This window comes from Photobacterium proteolyticum (genome assembly GCF_001939735.1).
GTDB lineage: Bacteria > Pseudomonadota > Gammaproteobacteria > Enterobacterales > Vibrionaceae > Photobacterium > Photobacterium proteolyticum.
On the sequence record NZ_MJIL01000052.1, the window covers coordinates 16230 to 32818 of the forward strand.

The 16589-nt window shown below is 48.5% G+C and carries 18 protein-coding genes; 4 read left to right on the top strand and 14 right to left on the bottom strand.

Annotated elements, in window-relative coordinates; genetic code table 11:
* Positions 1–22: 22 nt before the first annotated feature.
* Positions 23–661, bottom strand: coding sequence for a GNAT family N-acetyltransferase (locus BIT28_RS06610; RefSeq protein WP_075762850.1), 639 nt, complete (start codon positions 659–661; stop codon positions 23–25).
* Between the two features lie 78 nt (positions 662–739).
* The gene (locus tag BIT28_RS06615; protein WP_075762851.1) at positions 740–1585 is read right to left on the bottom strand and encodes a helix-turn-helix domain-containing protein; all 846 of its coding nucleotides are present in this window, start codon (positions 1583–1585) and stop codon (positions 740–742) included.
* A gap of 245 nt (positions 1586–1830) precedes the next feature.
* Between BIT28_RS06615 and BIT28_RS06620 the strand changes: the two genes are divergently transcribed.
* Positions 1831–2058 carry a hypothetical protein gene (locus BIT28_RS06620; RefSeq protein WP_075762852.1) on the top strand — a complete coding sequence of 76 codons (228 nt, stop codon included), beginning with the start codon at positions 1831–1833 and terminating at the stop codon, positions 2056–2058.
* Positions 2059–2135: 77 nt separating this feature from the next.
* Here BIT28_RS06620 and BIT28_RS06625 read toward each other — a convergent pair whose 3' ends face one another.
* The 12 genes from BIT28_RS06625 to BIT28_RS06685 form a co-directional block, all read right to left on the bottom strand.
* Positions 2136–2771: a hypothetical protein gene (locus tag BIT28_RS06625; protein ID WP_075762853.1), complete on the bottom strand. Its 636-nt coding sequence runs from the start codon at positions 2769–2771 to the stop codon at positions 2136–2138.
* Between the two features lie 258 nt (positions 2772–3029).
* Positions 3030–3527, bottom strand: a complete 498-nt coding sequence (locus BIT28_RS06635; RefSeq protein ID WP_075762855.1) for a copper chaperone PCu(A)C — start codon at positions 3525–3527, stop codon at positions 3030–3032.
* Between the two features lie 129 nt (positions 3528–3656).
* Positions 3657–4106: a DUF2946 family protein gene (locus tag BIT28_RS06640; RefSeq protein ID WP_083651758.1), complete on the bottom strand. Its 450-nt coding sequence runs from the start codon at positions 4104–4106 to the stop codon at positions 3657–3659.
* Positions 4107–4522: 416 nt separating this feature from the next.
* A complete protein-coding gene (locus BIT28_RS06645; protein ID WP_245823663.1) occupies positions 4523–5035 on the bottom strand; it encodes a hypothetical protein in 513 nt (170 codons plus the stop codon).
* A 234-nt stretch (positions 5036–5269) separates the two neighbouring features.
* Complete coding sequence (locus BIT28_RS06650) at positions 5270–5617, bottom strand: DMT family transporter (protein ID WP_075762857.1); 348 nt, start codon at positions 5615–5617, stop codon at positions 5270–5272.
* Positions 5618–5788: 171 nt separating this feature from the next.
* Positions 5789–6442: an NAD-dependent epimerase/dehydratase family protein gene (locus tag BIT28_RS06655; RefSeq protein WP_075762858.1), complete on the bottom strand. Its 654-nt coding sequence runs from the start codon at positions 6440–6442 to the stop codon at positions 5789–5791.
* A 3-nt stretch (positions 6443–6445) separates the two neighbouring features.
* A complete protein-coding gene (locus tag BIT28_RS06660; RefSeq protein WP_075762859.1) occupies positions 6446–7624 on the bottom strand; it encodes an alpha/beta hydrolase in 1179 nt (392 codons plus the stop codon).
* A gap of 35 nt (positions 7625–7659) precedes the next feature.
* Positions 7660–8526: a helix-turn-helix domain-containing protein gene (locus tag BIT28_RS06665; RefSeq protein ID WP_075762860.1), complete on the bottom strand. Its 867-nt coding sequence runs from the start codon at positions 8524–8526 to the stop codon at positions 7660–7662.
* A 79-nt stretch (positions 8527–8605) separates the two neighbouring features.
* A complete protein-coding gene (locus BIT28_RS06670; RefSeq protein ID WP_075762861.1) occupies positions 8606–9511 on the bottom strand; it encodes an oxidoreductase in 906 nt (301 codons plus the stop codon).
* Positions 9512–9736: 225 nt separating this feature from the next.
* Positions 9737–10600: a glycosyl hydrolase family 18 protein gene (locus tag BIT28_RS06675; RefSeq protein ID WP_075762862.1), complete on the bottom strand. Its 864-nt coding sequence runs from the start codon at positions 10598–10600 to the stop codon at positions 9737–9739.
* Positions 10601–10925: 325 nt separating this feature from the next.
* Positions 10926–11624: a response regulator gene (locus BIT28_RS06680; RefSeq protein ID WP_075762863.1), complete on the bottom strand. Its 699-nt coding sequence runs from the start codon at positions 11622–11624 to the stop codon at positions 10926–10928.
* A 2-nt stretch (positions 11625–11626) separates the two neighbouring features.
* Positions 11627–13276, bottom strand: coding sequence for an ATP-binding protein (locus tag BIT28_RS06685; protein ID WP_075762864.1), 1650 nt, complete (start codon positions 13274–13276; stop codon positions 11627–11629).
* A 197-nt stretch (positions 13277–13473) separates the two neighbouring features.
* Here BIT28_RS06685 and BIT28_RS06690 point away from each other — a divergent pair, with 197 nt between their 5' ends.
* From BIT28_RS06690 to BIT28_RS06700, 3 genes are all read left to right on the top strand, one after another.
* Complete coding sequence (locus BIT28_RS06690) at positions 13474–14457, top strand: tripartite tricarboxylate transporter substrate binding protein (protein WP_075762865.1); 984 nt, start codon at positions 13474–13476, stop codon at positions 14455–14457.
* A gap of 88 nt (positions 14458–14545) precedes the next feature.
* Positions 14546–15019 carry a tripartite tricarboxylate transporter TctB family protein gene (locus tag BIT28_RS06695; RefSeq protein ID WP_075762866.1) on the top strand — a complete coding sequence of 158 codons (474 nt, stop codon included), beginning with the start codon at positions 14546–14548 and terminating at the stop codon, positions 15017–15019.
* A 4-nt stretch (positions 15020–15023) separates the two neighbouring features.
* The gene (locus BIT28_RS06700; RefSeq protein WP_075762867.1) at positions 15024–16580 is read left to right on the top strand and encodes a tripartite tricarboxylate transporter permease; all 1557 of its coding nucleotides are present in this window, start codon (positions 15024–15026) and stop codon (positions 16578–16580) included.
* The last annotated feature ends 9 nt before the right edge of the window (positions 16581–16589 follow it).

Below are 16589 nucleotides of genomic sequence, written 5' to 3' on the forward strand. Positions count from 1 at the left end.
ATATTTAGCTCCTGCCTGTGTATTATTTAGGGCCTTGTTCAGAGCCTTGTTCAGGGCAGTTTTCAGGGCGTTGCTCTGTAAATTGCTCAAGGGTCATGCCAAACCACAGCCGGTCGTCAAACCCGTTCTCAAGGCGGTAGTAGTCTTGCTGGCGTCCTTCCAGAATGAAGCCTGTTTTTTCAAGTACCCGTGCCGAACCAATGTTACCGGCGTAGCAGTCTGCGCAGACTTTATGTGCCCCGAGCTGCTCAAAGGCCAGCGCGGTTGCAAACTGACAACCGAGCGTGCCAACCCCCTGTCCCCATGCGTGCTCTGGTAGCTGGTGACCTACCTCGAAATTGCCTGCCAGCATCATAACCGGGGTTATACCGAGCATTCCCATGTAAGTTCCTTCGGCATCCCGAATGACCAATGTCGGACTGTCTGGCCATTCTTTATTCGCAATGGCTTGCCGGGTGTTTTCAATAATCGGTGTGAAAAACGCCTCATAGACTTCAATCGGAGAGGGGGCAAAATACAGGTACTGGTTTACAGCCGGGTTTCCTAGCATTTTAACGATATCGTCAAAATCACTCTGTTGAATCAGCCGAACCGACAATGTGTTGTTAAGCGGGCATGAATGACCTTGCTTAAGTGATTGGTATTTATCTTTATTTTGCATCTTTAAGTGCTTTCTTTGCTGTTGATAGCAGTATCTTAGCGCTGGTCCGGCAGCAATGATTGAACAAAAACGACAATTTTAAGATGATTCAAAGTCACCATAGATATCGATGATGAGGTTCCTCGTATTGAGGTAACTGCCGGGTGTTTCACCGATTGACTTTTTGAGCATTCGGATCAGATGCGGCTGATCACTGAAACCAAACTGCGCGGCGATACTGGCCCAATCCAGTTGTTCTTCGGGCTGCTGATAGATAAAAAGCAATAACTTGTCGAGTCGCAGCATCAGTTCGTATTGCTTTAAGGTAAGCCCGGTGACTTTGGTAAATGATCGCTCCAGGGTTCTTCTTGAACACGCCAACTTATGCTCGATGCCATGGGCTGGTTGGTGTGCCATGATTTGCCGGGCCTGGTTTACGAGCAGGCTGTGGCGATCTTCGCTTGTCTGCCCGATGATGGCAGCAATACGGTTATCTAATGCTTCTATAACTCGGCGTTGTTCTGTTTTAAACGGCAAAAGCGCTTCGAGATCTTTGGGTTGCAGCAGCGAATGAATGGCAGGTAAATCATTGCATGTCTGGTTTATTGTTGTTTTACCGTCTAGGCCAAAGAGCTGGTATTGTGCGCCGGGAAGGAATTTTACCCCAAGCCTCAGCACCTGCTTGTCATCCAGCAGTGTCAGGGCCCGTGTCGACGGCATAATGATATGCGAACCGGTTAGCTGCACAAGCTTGCTTCGATCTTTATCTGCATACTGATAACGATGAATGGCCTCAGGCGGTGTTATTACCAGGTGACAGCTTGGATTAGGGATCAGGACAGGGGATGGCCTTTCCGTCTCTCCATAGTTGATTTCGAGTAACCAGTAACATTCTACGAACTGGGCGACGGTTGGATCTAAAGGAGCCTGTTTCCAAGTATTCATTATTGCACTAGTGCTAAAGAGATTAATTCATTCTAACAGCCAAGATTGATGATTGGAGGTGATTTCTGTGTGTTAGTCAGAATAACTTAACTTTGGCGATATTTGTAAGCTTAGTTGGCAGGCTTCGCTAACTGGGTAAATGCAAGCAATAAAAACAAGTGTAAGTGCTTGATTTTATTTGTCATCATCTTGGTGTAAAGTTTGCTAATCATTGATGTAATAGAAAACTATCAGAGGGCAAGGAAATGGAATTTACCGGTGTTGCAATTGTGGCGATTGTTTTTACCTCTATTGGTCTACAACGTTACTTCAAGCATAGAACTGAGATGAAAAAACTCGAAAGCGAAGGCAGTAGCAGTGAGGTTCAGCAGTTGCGCGATGAACTGCATACCTTGCAGCAGCGTGTTGGTGTACTTGAGAAAATAGTGACAGATAAAGGCTATCAGTTAAAAGAAGAGATCAAGAGCTTATAACTGCTTTCAAAAGCCCAAGTTAAGTGATGACACGACTAGCAGATGGCCAGTCGTGTCCAGTTGACGCCGGTACCACGTTAGCTTCCAATTCTCGGAACCACTGACGTCACGTAATCTTTGCTTGAGAAACGGGTTGTGTAAGCCACAACAAGCTGGCTGGAGATATTAAGCCCGACATTTGGTGTAACCCCGCTCTCACCTAATGATCCGCTTACACTTAGCCCAATGGTTGGAGATACCGTGGTACTGGATACTGAAACATCAGCCGTCTCATTTTGGGGCGAACAGTCATCGCCAAAGATTGGGGTGCCACCTGCCTGATAAATGCCGTAACTGAAATTAACCGGATAGGTCTGGGTAAATCTTGCCCGCAGAGGAGAGTCATAGGTCTGTCTTACGCCCGATTTGCCCGGAACGAAGCCATTGGCTAAAGTGATCATCCGGGCTGCTTTCTTGCCGTTGTTTTTATTGTGGAACAATTTAACCCGGAGTTTCATCTGGATCTTGCTGCCACGGAAAGCATAGGGTTGGTGATAGAGCTGATCGTTATTTTCCAGAACGACCTGGTAGCTTTTTTTGCTGTATCCCTCAAGGCGAATATCGTCAATGATAGTTTGTTCAATAATCGTATTGAGCTCGTCAGCAATAACAGGTGCTGTAGAAAATAGCACCGAACCGACAACGAATAATGGTGCTTTTACTGCTTTTTTCATAAAGGCCTTATTGTAATAGTTCGTATTATTAATTGTTATGTTGCGAGCAAAAACTTACATTCACTACATGAGAGATGAAATAAAATTCAATAAAATCAATGCTATAAATGCATTTTTGAGTTTAAGGGGGATTTTCCTGTATTTAGGTATACCAGAGCAGTGTAGAGCCGGCATTGTTGAGAAAATAATGATGTTCAAAAAAAGCCGCTTGGAATCTCAAGCGGCTTTTTGTTGGCTAATCTCTAAAATTCATTCTGATTAGTGGTGGGCATGCGCACTTTTCATATCGTCTTCTTGCTGGCCAGCAGGCTTATAGGTTGCTTCTTCGACGGCAACGTCGACTATAATGGTACCCGCCTTGGCAAAGTGAAGCGTAAGCGGGAAGCGGTCGCCAAGAGCTGGTACTTTTTGCAAATCGAAGAACATAATGTGGTAGCTACCAGGTTTTAGGGTACGTGTGCCATTGGCTGGAATATCAATTTTCTCAACTTCACGCATTTTCATCATGCCATCTTCATGGATATGAGCGTGGAGTTCTGTTTTGCCAGCAATAGGCGATTCGGCATGAAGCAGGGTATCGCCTTCATCACCATGGTTCATGATATTGAAGAAAGCAGCTGCCACAGCTGACGTTGGTGGAACCTGTTTCGACCAAGGGTGGTCAATATGCAGGTTACCGCCTTTGTAGTCGTGCGCATTGGCAAAGCCGCTCAATAGTAATGCGCTACCCAAAATGATGTTGATGATTTTTTTCATGACTTTCTCCGTGATCATTATTATGTCGAGGCATTGTTCCAATTCATTTGCCGTCGGACATTTTATTCATTTTTCGATTGCCGGGTGGTGGATCGGCAAAACGGTTTAACGGCATCTGTTGGCCGTATGCTAATTAAACGAGCCAAGGCTGGGCGGAGAATGTTTGGGTGCGTACATGAAGTAAATACGTTGCGAGAATGATTTACGGTTGTGTAATCGGAATTTCTGATGCAAAGAGAGCAATGCAAGCAGAAAAAACAGCGCTGCGGCAGGAAAAGTGCCGATTGACTGATGGTGTTTTAGGAGCGGACAGTGGAATTTGATATCACTATGTTCAGCCTGACTATCATGCTGCGACAAAGTCGAGTTTTGTTGCTTGAGTGAATCAACACTAATCCATTTGAGTCCTTCACTGGTGCAGATCAGCACTTTCTCGCCAGTTAGCCAGTTCCCGTTTCCCTGATAGTGGGACGGGTTCAGAATGATAACCGAAGAGAGAAAATTCATAAGCAGGATTGCAAAGATGGTAATGCTAATTACCCATCTGTCACTTTGATGCTTCCTGCTGCTGATATTCATTGGGTCTTTATCTACCGCCTAAAAGAGTACCGCATAATATCAAACTTAGTACAACTCTGTAACTATTCATGTAAATGGTTTGTTTCCAGCATGAGAGGTCGGTACTGAAAAGATGTATGAAGATAGCATTATATAAGCTACTGAGTATTAAGCATTACTACTAAGGTTTGTATTTTGAGCATATACTGAACAAATATGCTTGCGACGAATTAATATGAAGAAAACGGCTGTTTGTAATGGTTTGCTTTCATTATTGTTAAGGGGTTTGATGCTGATTTCTTTGTGAGGGCTTAAAGCTGGCTGTTTATATTTCGCTTTACCAGTTGTGATGACAAAAAGTTAAAGTAAAAAAGCGTTATACCGCCCTGAGCCTTAGACGATATAACGCAAGAAGTGTTACTGGAGAGTGGAACGAGTTATGACTTGGTGAATCGGTAAGTCTGGATTTTTTCTTCTTTGCCATTTACTTGGGCATAGGTATCAAGTATCCAGACATTCTGACCAGCAAAGGCTAATTCAAGACGGATAGTTGATGAGTCGACACCTTTGATGACACTGACATCATTTGATGTCGGATAATAGTTGTAGCGGTTCATGGCGGCCTGGTATTCGCCCGCAAACTGAACCGGAACACTGCTGATATTGCTGTTTACCGCTAGCGTGTAGCCCGCTTCAGGGGTGTAGGCAAAATTGGCCGTTAATTGAAGAGGCTGTTTATTGCTGTCGATAGCAAGATCTTGAATTTGGATCTGGGCTTCGGTGGTTTTTGCCAGTGAGCCATTGGCTTTTGCTGTCGCCGTTACTGGCTGATCTGTTGCGCCGCTCCAGATACTGACATTCCAATCACCGGTAAAGTTATTTAGCTGCTCCCAGTTTTGCGCTTTGCCCTGTGGAGGCGCCGCCAGCAGCCCCTTGTTTGGTCGATGCATTAGGATCATCTTCACCTGGATTAACACAGCCAGTGAGTAATGCGAGCCCTAAAACGGAAGCGATAGAAGTCTGTATGCAAGTATTCATTGCCGTGCCCTTTTATCAAACTGAGTAGGTGTTGTTCTTTTATGGGGCCAAGATTAGCAATCGTTTTCTGAACAGATCCTGTACAAATTGAACGGTGTTTTTAATGTAAGCAAGTATGTCAAATCGTTAGGAAACAGGCATAGGTTTTAATGGCTGTGGGAAGCACCAGATAAGTTAATGATGGCGATGCCAACTGCAATAATAGCCATCCCCAACCATACTTTTGCATCGAGATGCTCTTTGTAAATCAGGTTGGACATGGCAGTCACAACGACAATGGCCAGTCCAGCCCAGGAAGCATGGACAATACCGACAGGTAAGTTTTTCATGGCCTGGCCGAGAAAGAGGAAGGCGACCAGGTGCCCCAGAATAACAATGGCACTGGGTAATAGATTGGTGAAACCATTGGTTGCTTTTAATGCGACATGTGAAGTGGCTTCTGCCATTACGCCACATAGTAAGAATATCCAGCCCACGTAAAACCTTTGGAAAATAAATGATTGATAGGACGTATTTTATTTATTTCTCATTCAATGATAATGGTGGTAAATGGCAAATTACTTTTACCTAAAGGTAATAATTAAGCAGCCAGCGTGGAACCTATCCTGGCTGGACTGCAGCTTTACTTAAGACAACGTACTGAAGATCAACACATACTGCTTCGCTTAGAATTTCGTAATGTCTTTGGCTTCAAGCACAGGGCGGTCGTAACCATGCCGGGCAACTTGAATCATGGCATTGCCCAGTTGGGTTGTCGTGGTGGCATAGTTGGGAAACACTTTTATCAGTAACGGGCTTATTACCTTTAGCACTGAATACATGGCGTTATAGATCGCCGTTCTTGAGCGGATCCCCCTTAGGGGCTGAATGAACGCCGGGCGGAACATGTAGCTGCCTTTGAAAGGAAGTGCCTGCAGCGCGGCTTCGGCTTCTCCCTTCACTTTTGACCACATGGTTTTACTGTTGATATCTGTACCTGAGCCGCTGACAAAACAGAATGTCATTGCCTGGTTCGGTTCGAGAACAGCATGTGCAAAGGCCAGGGTCAGATCATATGTGGCAGCCCGGTAATCCTGCTCGCTCATGCCAACCGATGAGACCCCCAGGCAAAACAGGGTTGCATCGTAGCCTGCAAGTTGGTCGGCAACATTGGCTATCTTCATAAAGCCGTCGATAAGCAACTCCCGCAGCTTGGGATGGCGAATGTCACAAGGGCGTCTGCTAACCACGAGTACATCACTGACATCGTTGGAGTCCAGAGCTTCCAGCAATGCTCCCTTGCCGACCATACCCGTTGCGCCGGTAATAATTAGTTTCATTTATTAACCTTCTTTCGATGCTGAAGACTGAATCAGTCGGGAAATGTTGTTTTCTAGCTCGTTGTAGTAAGGGTTCCATGTCAGTCGTGCATGGATTTTTCCACTTTCTGTGTAGCCCCATGCTGAAAACCATACAGGCTCGCCCTGGTTGCAGCGGTCGGTATCATCACGGCTAAAGCTGTTTTCACACATGATCTTCTCTGCCTTGTCCCCATAGTAGGGGTTAGACGGGGCGAAAATCGGACTCATGTGAGAACCGGTGCTGATCTTGTATTGGTCAAGGTGCATGCTTTTCTGAACGAGCCGGCGATTTGGTTGCTGTTGCTCTCCATACCAGATCAACTGATTGGAAGTGTTCTCAAACCGGGTCTCAAACAGATTTTTGACTACATCGGGGTCGATGATGCTATCGGCCTCGCTGATCGCAATCAGCGTCGGTATCGTCAGTGTATGCTGCTTGAGCTTGTTTCTGAGCACCGTTGCACTGTCCGAATAGGCGATAGCGCCGTTAAGTGGTGCCGAGTTATAGCGGGCAAGGTTGTTTTCTTCCGTCTGGTAGCCATCCCAGAATGCTGCCACAAGCGGGGTTAGCTTCTCCAGATAGGGAGTCTGGGTCTGAAAGCCCGGCGAGAACAACAGCAGCCCGTCGATATCGCCCTGATCAATGGCATGGATGGTGACGAGATTAGCTCCGGTTGAAAAGCCACCGAGCCAGACTTCATCATATTCTTGCTTTAGCTGGTTGGCATAGTGATCGACCATCGTCTGCCAATCCTGATAGCTTGGCAGCATCAAGTCCTGCGGTTTACTGCCATGGCCTGGCAGCAACAATGTCTGAACATAGAAACCCTGCTTAGCCATGGTATTGGCAAGATCGGAAAAGCTGTAGGGAGAGTCACCCAGGCCGTGAACAAACAGAACGGCCTTGTTGGTAGGCTGCTCGGGTGTCAGTTCAAACGGCATATTCATTGTCAGCTCTTTATCGTGGTTGCTGGTGATGAACTGGCGGTTTTGCCGCAGCCAGTTTTCCGTTTCTTCCAGATATTGGTCAAAACTGGGCTGGATATAGTTGTAATAGTCGCCAGATAAATTCAGCGGTGTCGAGCGTGACAGATGTGAGGTGCAACCGGCTATGACCATCATCGACAGTACGATGGCCATAAGAGACGCATATTTTTTCATGCTGGATAACCTGTGTTTGCAGCGAAATAACAGTGTTAGTTAAGAACCCTGAACTGGGACGGACTGACGCCGGTATTTTTCTTGAACAACTTGGTAAAGTGCGCCGGATAGTCAAAGCCCAGCCCGTAGGCAATCTGGCTTATTGGCTGGTTGGTGCCCAGCAACTGGGTTTTTGCGCGATCAATAATGAAAAAGTGAATATGATCCCGGGCACTTCTGCCGGTTTCTTTTTTCAACAAGTCGCTCAGGTAATTGGGCGATATACCAAGCTGCTGGCCGCAGTAGGCGACAGTCGGAATACCCGATTCCAGGGCCTTATCCTGGTTGTAATACTGGATTAACAGGTGCTCGAAGGCTGAGACAATGTCCTCGCTGGCATTCGTTCGGGTATAAAACTGACGATCGTAATAGCGGGTACAATAATCCAGAAGTAGCTCAATATTGCCGGCAATAAGGTGCTGAGTATGTCTGTCAATGTTTTGGTTGATCTCTTTTCTTATTTTATCGGCCAGCTCATTGAGGGTTTGCTTCTCGTCCTCTGAGAGGTGCAGTGCTTCGTTGACATCGTAGGAGAAGAAGGAGTATTGGCCGATTTTTCTTCCCAGCTGTGACTTACGGATCAAGTCGGGATGAAAAATCAGCGTCCAACCGGCGTAGCTGCCGCTATCCCCGGTACTTTCTGCCTCTGCAGGTGTCATGACCTGACCCGGAGACATGAACACCATGGTGCCTTCTTCAAAGTCATAGGAACTTCTGCCGTATGACATCTTGCCCGTCACGCCTTCTTTCATCGAAATGATGTACAGATCCGAGCTGTAGCAGGCATCGCTCAGGTCCATATTCAGACAGTCGTTATTGAAGACTGAAACCAGTGGGTGCCTGGGTTTCCCGATCCCTAGCATCTGGTGGGTGTCTCGGACACACTTTTAATGTTGATGATACTGTTCATAGGCTTCTTTCACTATACGCTGTTATGTCACATCATATTGAAAATTCAATGCCGGTCATTCTTTCTGACTGCCGCCACAGCTCGCTGGCCTGCAGGGTGTCATGGGCTTTCTTGTTGGACTTTACAGTGACAGGATAGCCGCGTGTCTCGAACAATGCAGCAGGGCCGAAATAGTCGCCGGGTTTAACACTATCATCGAAGCCTGCACGTAATGTCGGTAATGCCCCCATACTGGTATCTTGCGCAAAGAAATGGTTGAGGAACATAAACAGCCCTGTGTGGCGCTGTAGTTCTGTGGCCGTCCATCCCGGGTGTGCTGCCGTAACAATCGGTGCATCTTTAATGCCTTCAAGCTTACGGCTCAGCTCGTAGGCAAAGTAGAGGTTGGCCAGCTTGCTGTCGCCATAGGCTTTGTTAGTATTATACGCTCTGTTATCCCAGTTGATATCCGACAGGTCAATGTTGCCAAATCGGTGGGCGATACTTGAAAGCACTACGATTCTCGCGTTTTTGGTGTTCATCAGCAGCGGTATCAGGCGGCCTGTTAACGCGAAGTGGCCGAGGTGGTTGGTGCCCATCTGGACTTCAAACCCATCTGACGTTTTGGAATACGGACACATCATGATCCCGGCATTGTTGATAAGAACATCTAGCTGCTTATAGTCACGCAGGATTGAATCAGAGAACGTTTTAATTGAATCAAGGCTGGTAAGATCAAGCTCGCGTACCGAGATATCTGCCTTTGGGTGCTGCTTGAGGATTTCATCGACGACCTTTTGCCCTTTCACCATGTTGCGTGCAGCAATGATGACAGAGGCATTTTTTCCGGCCAGCGTCAGCGCGGTTTCTTTGCCGATTCCGCTGGTGGCTCCGGTAATAATGACCAGCCGACCTTGCTGATCTTGAATATTCTGGGTGCTCCAGTTTGACGCTGCCATAATTTCACCTCTGTACTAGGATTGAACTTGTTTGATAGCGCCATTATAGGGAGCGGGGCTTTTATCGACTTATACCTATCACAGAGATGCTTATACATTTTACTGGTGAGGGTTTAACTGTTTGATTTTTAGCGGAATATAGTGAAAATCAGGATAGGGGAGACCTATCCTGATGACTATTCTTGCTTGGTTTTTCGATAGTTTGTAAGGGCGTTTATTAATTTGTTATGAACCTAGCAGTCCCTTTAGGGCATTGACAAACGGGTAGTCATTTTGCGCATCGAGGTTAATACTCCATACCATGGCTCCGCCAAATTGCGGGTTGGCATAAATTGTTTCGTATTGGTCGTGAATAAGCTGGTAAATGTTGTCAGGGACGTCAGAAACGGTAAAGATACTGGTGCCTGCTGCCTGCCTGTCGGCAGGCTCCCCAATCACAACCTTGGTACTGTTAGGAATCGTATTGGTCAGGTTAATAAAGCTATTGGAGATAAATTCGACATCTGTTTCCTTAGTATTGTTTATAACAGGCCAGGGGTTGTTATAGGCCTGAATGAACAGGTAATCGAAGCGGTGGTTGTTGACGGCCTGATCATACATACGGCAATTGCCGCTTGAAACCAGAATAAGATCCGTTTCGTGTGCGCCCTGGTTAAGCTGCGGGGCAGCGGTAATGATCAATGCGGGCTCAATACTTTTAAGCGTCTGGCACAATTCGTCGAGGTAAGCGCCGTCGCCCTCTATTTCAAGATCGAAGTCGATTCCGGTAAAGCCATATTCATTGAGGAAGCTGACGATATTGCCTGCCAGTTCGCTTATGGGGGCTCCTCCCGGGTTATAGGTATTGTTGGCGCCACCGACGGATAACAGAATTTGCTTTGCGCCTTTTTCCTTGGCGTTACTGATGTCCTGTTTCAGTAGTTCCGGGGTGTGTGCTGCTGCAAAAAAGCCATCGTAAATATTGACGGTCGAACCGTCTATTTCTCCGAATGCCAACACAATCGCATTGTAGCCACTTTCTGCTGCCTGAGTAAAAGTGACATTAGAAGACCAGCTCTGAAGGTAGCCAACCATGAGTGAGTTATTCATTATTTGTCCTTTTTATGTGTATCAACCTAACCAACCCGGTGCTCGCTGAGTGATTCGACTCAGGGCTCCGATACATTTTGTAATGAGGGTGCATAAAAAGTTGCCGAGTCAATTGCTTTTCTAATTGCTAAATTTCATTGCTGAATAAGAAGCGCTCACAACTTTATCTATCAAGCTAGTAAAGTTTGTGGGGCGCTTCCAAATGGCTGGGTGGGGTGAGACCAGTTTGCAATTGGTTGCATTTGTGGTTGTGACTTGGCTAAAAATATTCCAGCAGTGAATAATCGGATTCTGTATCAATGTCGGCTTGGGAATGGCTCAGAAATCAGCATTGTTTGCGGTATTTTCGTTCGGGTCTGCCGACTGTGCCGTAGGAAACCTCGGCACAGAGTTCGTCGGTGCTGACCATATATTCGAGATAGCGACGGGCGGTGGTCCGGCTGGCTCCTATTTCCTGGCCTACCTGTTCGGCATTGAGGGTGGTGGCTGGCGAAACTAGCACCGCTCTGATCTTATTCAGGGTGATGGCATCAATTCCTTTTGGCAGACGGCTAGGAGGGGCTTGGGGCGTTGCGGGCTTGGAGGCCGAGGAGGTGAACAGGCCATCGAGATCACTTTGTTCCAGAGAGCCTATTTCTGCGAGCTTGCCGAGGTGTGTGCTGTAGTTGCCCAGAGATGCCTGCAGGCGCTCAAAGACCAATGGCTTGAGAATGTAGTCGAAGATGCCGCTGTGCATGGCAGTGCGCAGGGTGTCGACCTCCTTGGCTGCGGTCACCAGTATGACATCGGTGCTGCTGCCGCTGGCTCGTAATTCGCGGAGCAGTTCCAAACCGGTTCCTGTCGGAAACTGGTTATCAAGCAACAGCAACTGAGGCTTGAGGACCTCGACCAGATCACGGGCCTCATCCAGTCCGTGAGCAATGCCGATAATTTCGAATCCCTCGATTTTTTCAACAAATCGCCGTTGGATCTCGGCAATTTGCTGGTCATCTTCAGCAATAACGACGGTGATCGGTGCTCCCATTATCAATCCTCTTTTTCATGTTCAGTTGCCGGTTTTCGAAATGCTTTTGGCAAGTAGACGGTAAATCGGCTGCCGTCTGTTTCAGCTGGCTCGACTGTGATCATACCGCCCAGGTGATCGACGAGGTTTCTCACCAGATCGAGGCCAATCCCGTGGCCTTGCGTACTTTTGGTGGTATAACCGCGGGTAAATATTTTGTCAGCCTCGTCAGCCGTCAGTCCTGCTCCCTGATCATTGACTTCGAAAATCAGCTCTTTGCCAAAATCAGACAGGCTCAGGCTGACGGTGCCGCCCTTGCCATGGTGCGCCAGCGTTGCCTCAAGGGCGTTGTCTATCAGGTTGCCTAAAATACTGACCAACTGCTCGCGGGGTAATTGCTTGGGCAGGGCCGACATCTGGCTGTCTTCATCAATATATAGCTCAAGTCCCAGCTCTTTGGCCCGGTTGTATTTGCCGAGCAGGCAACCGGCAAGAATACTGTCTGACGTTACGTTCATTAGATGTTGAATAAAGGCCTGATGGCTGGAGGTTTCCTGGCCGATCACTGCCAGCGCTTCGTCTTTGGCATCTATCTGGATCAGTCCGGCAATCGTGTGAAGTTTGTTATTGTACTCGTGTGACTGGCTGCGCAGGCTCTCGGCATATTGCTGAATACGGGTGAGCTTGCGGCTGACCATATCTAGCTCATTCTTAAGGCGAAAGCTCGATACGACGCCGGTCACCACGCCATCCTGCAGCAGGGGGATCCTGTTGGCGATAAGGTTGTGGTCATGAAGCCACACTTCCTGATCGAACTGCGGCTCACCGTTTTCCAGCACATCCAGCATGCCGCTGTCCGGCAGTACATCCTGGATATGGCGGCCGATATAGTATTGGTCATCGGGAAGCTTCAGCGTTTTGATGGCGGCATGGTTAAAGGTGGTGATACGGCCATCGTGGTTAATGGCAACAATGCCTTCCCGTACGGTTTCCAGGGTGGCATTTCGCTCGCGGAACAGGCGACCGATTTGCTCCGGTTCGAGGTTGAAAATGGCTTTCTTAAAGTGGTTGGCGAACAAAATGGCCATAACCACACTAAACAAGAAAGCAATGGTGATAGCAACGAGCATAGAGACTCTGTGGTGGCCGACAATGGTATCGACGGTATCCAGCATATAGCCGACAGAAACGATCCCGATGATAGTCTTTCCATCCTGCTCGAATATCGGGGCTTTTCCCCTCATAGACCAGCCGATACTGCCTTTGGCCTTCGATACGTATGCCTTGCCGTGGACAAGTGCTGGTTCGTTGGTATCGCCGTCATCGTCAGCCATTGATTTGCCGATACGAGCCGGAGAAGGGTGAGCAAGGCGAATACCGTCTTTATCGCCGAAGACGACAAATCTTGCCTCAGTCGACTTCGCAAGTCGGAGACTTAGCGGTTGCAAAAATGTTGTGTTCTTTTCGGTGACGGCCCGAATCACATCCGGTGATGATGCAATTGACTGCGCGACACGCATTGCCTGCTGGCCAATTTGCTCATCCAGAACGTTATCGAGGTAGCGAATGGTGAAATGTCCCAGCACACCGGTCTGAAGTATTGCGATTATGCCTAGAATCAACACCATACGTGTTTTTAGCCGAAGATGGCGTAATGACAGAAACTGCGTCATGGTAACTGGTGATATCCTTCCACCCATATTCCTTGTTACAGACAGTGTACCTTTCTTGGCACCCGGGTGCTGTGAACATTATGAACAAAATTGCCAATAAGGACCTTATTCACATTAATTTTACAATCTTTTAATAAGTCGGGGGCGGGCATAACGTTAATGGTGAAGGAACAAATCACTATTAATGAGGAACCATTATGCTAACTCAGTTTATTACCCGTAAGCGTGTATCCGTATTAGCTGCTGTCATTGCGTCGGCAATGAGTGTTGGTACAGCACAGGCAGACGTAGATTCGATTCACTTCCTGGTACCAGGTGGTGCCGGCGGTGGCTGGGATAGTACCGCTCGCGGGACCGGCGAAGCGCTGGCAAAGTCAGAGCTGGTAGATAAGGTCTCATACGAAAATATGTCTGGCGGTGGTGGCGGTAAGGCTATTGCTTACCTGATCAAGACTGCCGAGCAGTCGCAAGATACCCTGATGGTGAACTCGACACCGATTGTGATCCGCTCTCTCTCTAAAGTTTTCCCGCAATCGTTCCGAGATCTTACGCCAATTGCTGCCACTATCGGCGATTACGCTGCGTTCGTGGTGCCTAAAGACTCAAAATACCAGTCCTTTACCCAGTTGGCTGAAGACTACAAAAAGAACCCGCGTTCGGTGTCGGTAGCGGGTGGCTCATCGCGTGGTGGTATGGACCACTTGGTTGCCGCGCTGGCCTTCAAGGCAGCTGGTGGTGAGCCGCGCAAGGTGAAATACCTCGCCTATGATGCCGGTGGCAAGGCCATGGCCGGCTTGCTGTCTGGCGAAACGCAGGTGCTGTCGACGGGGCTTAGCGAAGCACTGAGTCTGGCAGAAGCCGGTGAAGTGCGGATCCTGGCGATGACGGGCGAAGAGCGCTCCAAAGTTGCGCCGGATGTGCCGACACTGAAGGAGCTGGGTTATAACACCTCATTCGTTAACTGGCGCGGCTTCTTTGGCTCGCCGGAACTCAGTGACAAGCAGGCAGCCGAATATGCTCAGGTGTTAGAAAAAATGTATGGCACCGACGAGTGGGTTTCGGTACGTGACCGCTATGGCTGGACCGAAATCTTCAAGCCTCGCGAAGAATTTGAAGCCTTCCTGGAGCAGCAGGAAAAAGAAATCGGTGGCCTGATGAAAGAGCTAGGCTTCCTAAACTAATTGCCGTAGCGCAGTGAGGCATCTGCCCCTGCGCTTTTTTTTCTTCCTAACTTCTCCATTTCTATCTGTTCACTGTGAGGGATCACCTATGACAGTAACCAAAGATCATATTGGTGGTTTGGTATTTCTATGCTTTTCCGTTGCATACGGCTTTTATGCCAATCAAATTGCCTTGTTTCCCGGCGATGAATACGAACCGTTTCATGCCAAAACCCTACCGACGGCGCTGGCTGTGCTAGGCATCTTGTTCTCTATTCTGCAGCTGGCGACGGCAAGCAAAGATAGCAAGGATCGACTGAGTCTGTTCGGGTATGACTTCGTGCTGGTCGCCAAGTTACTGGTGTTGATGGTGCTGTTTGCGATCTCTCTGGAATGGCTGGGCTTTATGATATCGACAGCCTTGTTTCTGGGGGGCGGTTACTGGCTGTTAGGCGAGCGGCGGCCCAAGACTCTGTTTCTGGCTTCTGTTCCCTTTGCCGTGGGTTTTTGGTTTGTCCTAACTCAGCTGCTCGATATTTACCTGGCGCCCGGGCGCTTCTTTAACACTTTCATCGGAGGGTAAGACAATGTTTGATGGAATGATGTCAGGGCTAACAACTGCCGTTATGCCCTTCAACCTGCTGATGGTGATCGTCGGATGTTTTGCCGGAACCTTCATCGGTATGTTGCCTGGGTTGGGGCCGATATCGGCGATTGCGCTGATGATCCCGATCACCTACGGGCTTGACCCTTCTTCCGGCATTATTTTGATGGCCGGGGTATATTACGGTGCGATTTTTGGTGGCTCGACTTCGTCGATCCTGATCAATGCGCCGGGCTGTGCCAGTACCGTGGTTACCGCGTTTGACGGTTATCCGCTGGCGCAGAAGAAGCAGGCCGGTAAGGCATTGGCTCTGGCAGCTTATTCGTCGTTTACCGGCGGGACAATTGGCGCACTGGTTCTGCTTTTTGCCGCACCGGCACTGGCCAAGGTGTCGCTGAGTTTCCAGTCGAGTGACTATTTTGCCTTGATGATATTGGGTCTTACGGCGGTGGCAGCCTTCTCCGGCAAGGGACAGGTACTGAAAGCGCTGATGATGACAGTATTCGGCCTGATGATTGCCACCGTCGGGATCGATGTGATGTCCGGCATCCCGCGTTTTACCTTTGATAATGTGGATTTGATTGACGGCATCAGCTTCTTGTTGCTGGCTATGGCGACCTTTGCCCTGACTGAAGTGGTGATGACGGTGCTTCGTGGCGAGCACAAGCAGGAAGAGCCGCAGATGGACATGGACTCTCTTGGCAGCATGAAGCTGAGCAAAGAGGAAGTGAAGCATGTGGCGCCGACGGTTGGGCGTTCGTCTTTCTTCGGTTTTCTGGTTGGTGTGCTGCCAGGGGCCGGGGCGACTATCGCATCATTCTTAAGCTATGGCATGGAGCGTAATCTGGCCTCGAAGGAAGAAAAGGCCAAGTTCGGCAAAGGGGCCTTGCGCGGTCTGGCAGCGCCTGAGTCGGCGAACAATGCAGCCTCGACCGGTTCATTCGTGCCATTGCTGACGTTGGGTATTCCGGGCTCGGGGACAACGGCCATCATGCTTGGCGCCCTGATCGCCTATGGTATCCAGCCGGGACCACGCTTGTTTGTCGACAATCCTGATGTGTTCTGGTCGGTGATTATTTCGATGTATTTCGGCAACATTGTGCTGTTGATCCTTAATTTGCCGTTAATTCCGTACATCTCGCGTTTGCTGGTGATCCCTCGGCCTATTTTGATCCCGTTGATCTTGTTCTTCTCGATAACGGGAGTGTATCTGGTGAGCTTCAACACCTTTGATATTCAGATGATGGTGATTATTACCGTTATTGCCACCTTCCTTAAGCTGTTGCACTTCCCGATGGCACCAATGCTACTGGGCTTTATTCTTGGCGATATTCTGGAGAAGAACCTGAGTCGTTCGCTCACTCTCTCAGATGGCAGCTATGCCTTCCTATGGGAGCGCCCGCTAACGCTGACCATCATGATCTGTGCAGTGCTGGCACTTTTGATGCCTTTGGTCTCGATGTGGCGGGAAAAACGTCGGCAGGTTAATACGGCAGATGCCACCGAAGCTGCCGATGAGGGAATGGAGATCAGCAAGTAATTTGGCTCC

Bases quoted from the DNA above. Each gene is read 5' to 3' on its own strand.
- BIT28_RS06610 (WP_075762850.1), bottom strand. From the start codon at position 661: ATGCAAAATAAAGATAAATACCAATCACTTAAGCAAGGTCATTCATGC.
- BIT28_RS06615 (WP_075762851.1), bottom strand. From the start codon at position 1,585: ATGAATACTTGGAAACAGGCTCCTTTAGATCCAACCGTCGCCCAGTTC.
- BIT28_RS06620 (WP_075762852.1), top strand. From the start codon at position 1,831: ATGGAATTTACCGGTGTTGCAATTGTGGCGATTGTTTTTACCTCTATT.
- BIT28_RS06625 (WP_075762853.1), bottom strand. From the start codon at position 2,771: ATGAAAAAAGCAGTAAAAGCACCATTATTCGTTGTCGGTTCGGTGCTA.
- BIT28_RS06635 (WP_075762855.1), bottom strand. From the start codon at position 3,527: ATGAAAAAAATCATCAACATCATTTTGGGTAGCGCATTACTATTGAGC.
- BIT28_RS06640 (WP_083651758.1), bottom strand. From the start codon at position 4,106: ATGAATATCAGCAGCAGGAAGCATCAAAGTGACAGATGGGTAATTAGC.
- BIT28_RS06645 (WP_245823663.1), bottom strand. From the start codon at position 5,035: ATGCATCGACCAAACAAGGGGCTGCTGGCGGCGCCTCCACAGGGCAAA.
- BIT28_RS06655 (WP_075762858.1), bottom strand. From the start codon at position 6,442: ATGAAACTAATTATTACCGGCGCAACGGGTATGGTCGGCAAGGGAGCA.
- BIT28_RS06660 (WP_075762859.1), bottom strand. From the start codon at position 7,624: ATGAAAAAATATGCGTCTCTTATGGCCATCGTACTGTCGATGATGGTC.
- BIT28_RS06665 (WP_075762860.1), bottom strand. From the start codon at position 8,526: ATGCTAGGGATCGGGAAACCCAGGCACCCACTGGTTTCAGTCTTCAAT.
- BIT28_RS06670 (WP_075762861.1), bottom strand. From the start codon at position 9,511: ATGGCAGCGTCAAACTGGAGCACCCAGAATATTCAAGATCAGCAAGGT.
- BIT28_RS06675 (WP_075762862.1), bottom strand. From the start codon at position 10,600: ATGAATAACTCACTCATGGTTGGCTACCTTCAGAGCTGGTCTTCTAAT.
- BIT28_RS06680 (WP_075762863.1), bottom strand. From the start codon at position 11,624: ATGGGAGCACCGATCACCGTCGTTATTGCTGAAGATGACCAGCAAATT.
- BIT28_RS06685 (WP_075762864.1), bottom strand. From the start codon at position 13,276: ATGACGCAGTTTCTGTCATTACGCCATCTTCGGCTAAAAACACGTATG.
- BIT28_RS06690 (WP_075762865.1), top strand. From the start codon at position 13,474: ATGCTAACTCAGTTTATTACCCGTAAGCGTGTATCCGTATTAGCTGCT.
- BIT28_RS06695 (WP_075762866.1), top strand. From the start codon at position 14,546: ATGACAGTAACCAAAGATCATATTGGTGGTTTGGTATTTCTATGCTTT.
- BIT28_RS06700 (WP_075762867.1), top strand. From the start codon at position 15,024: ATGTTTGATGGAATGATGTCAGGGCTAACAACTGCCGTTATGCCCTTC.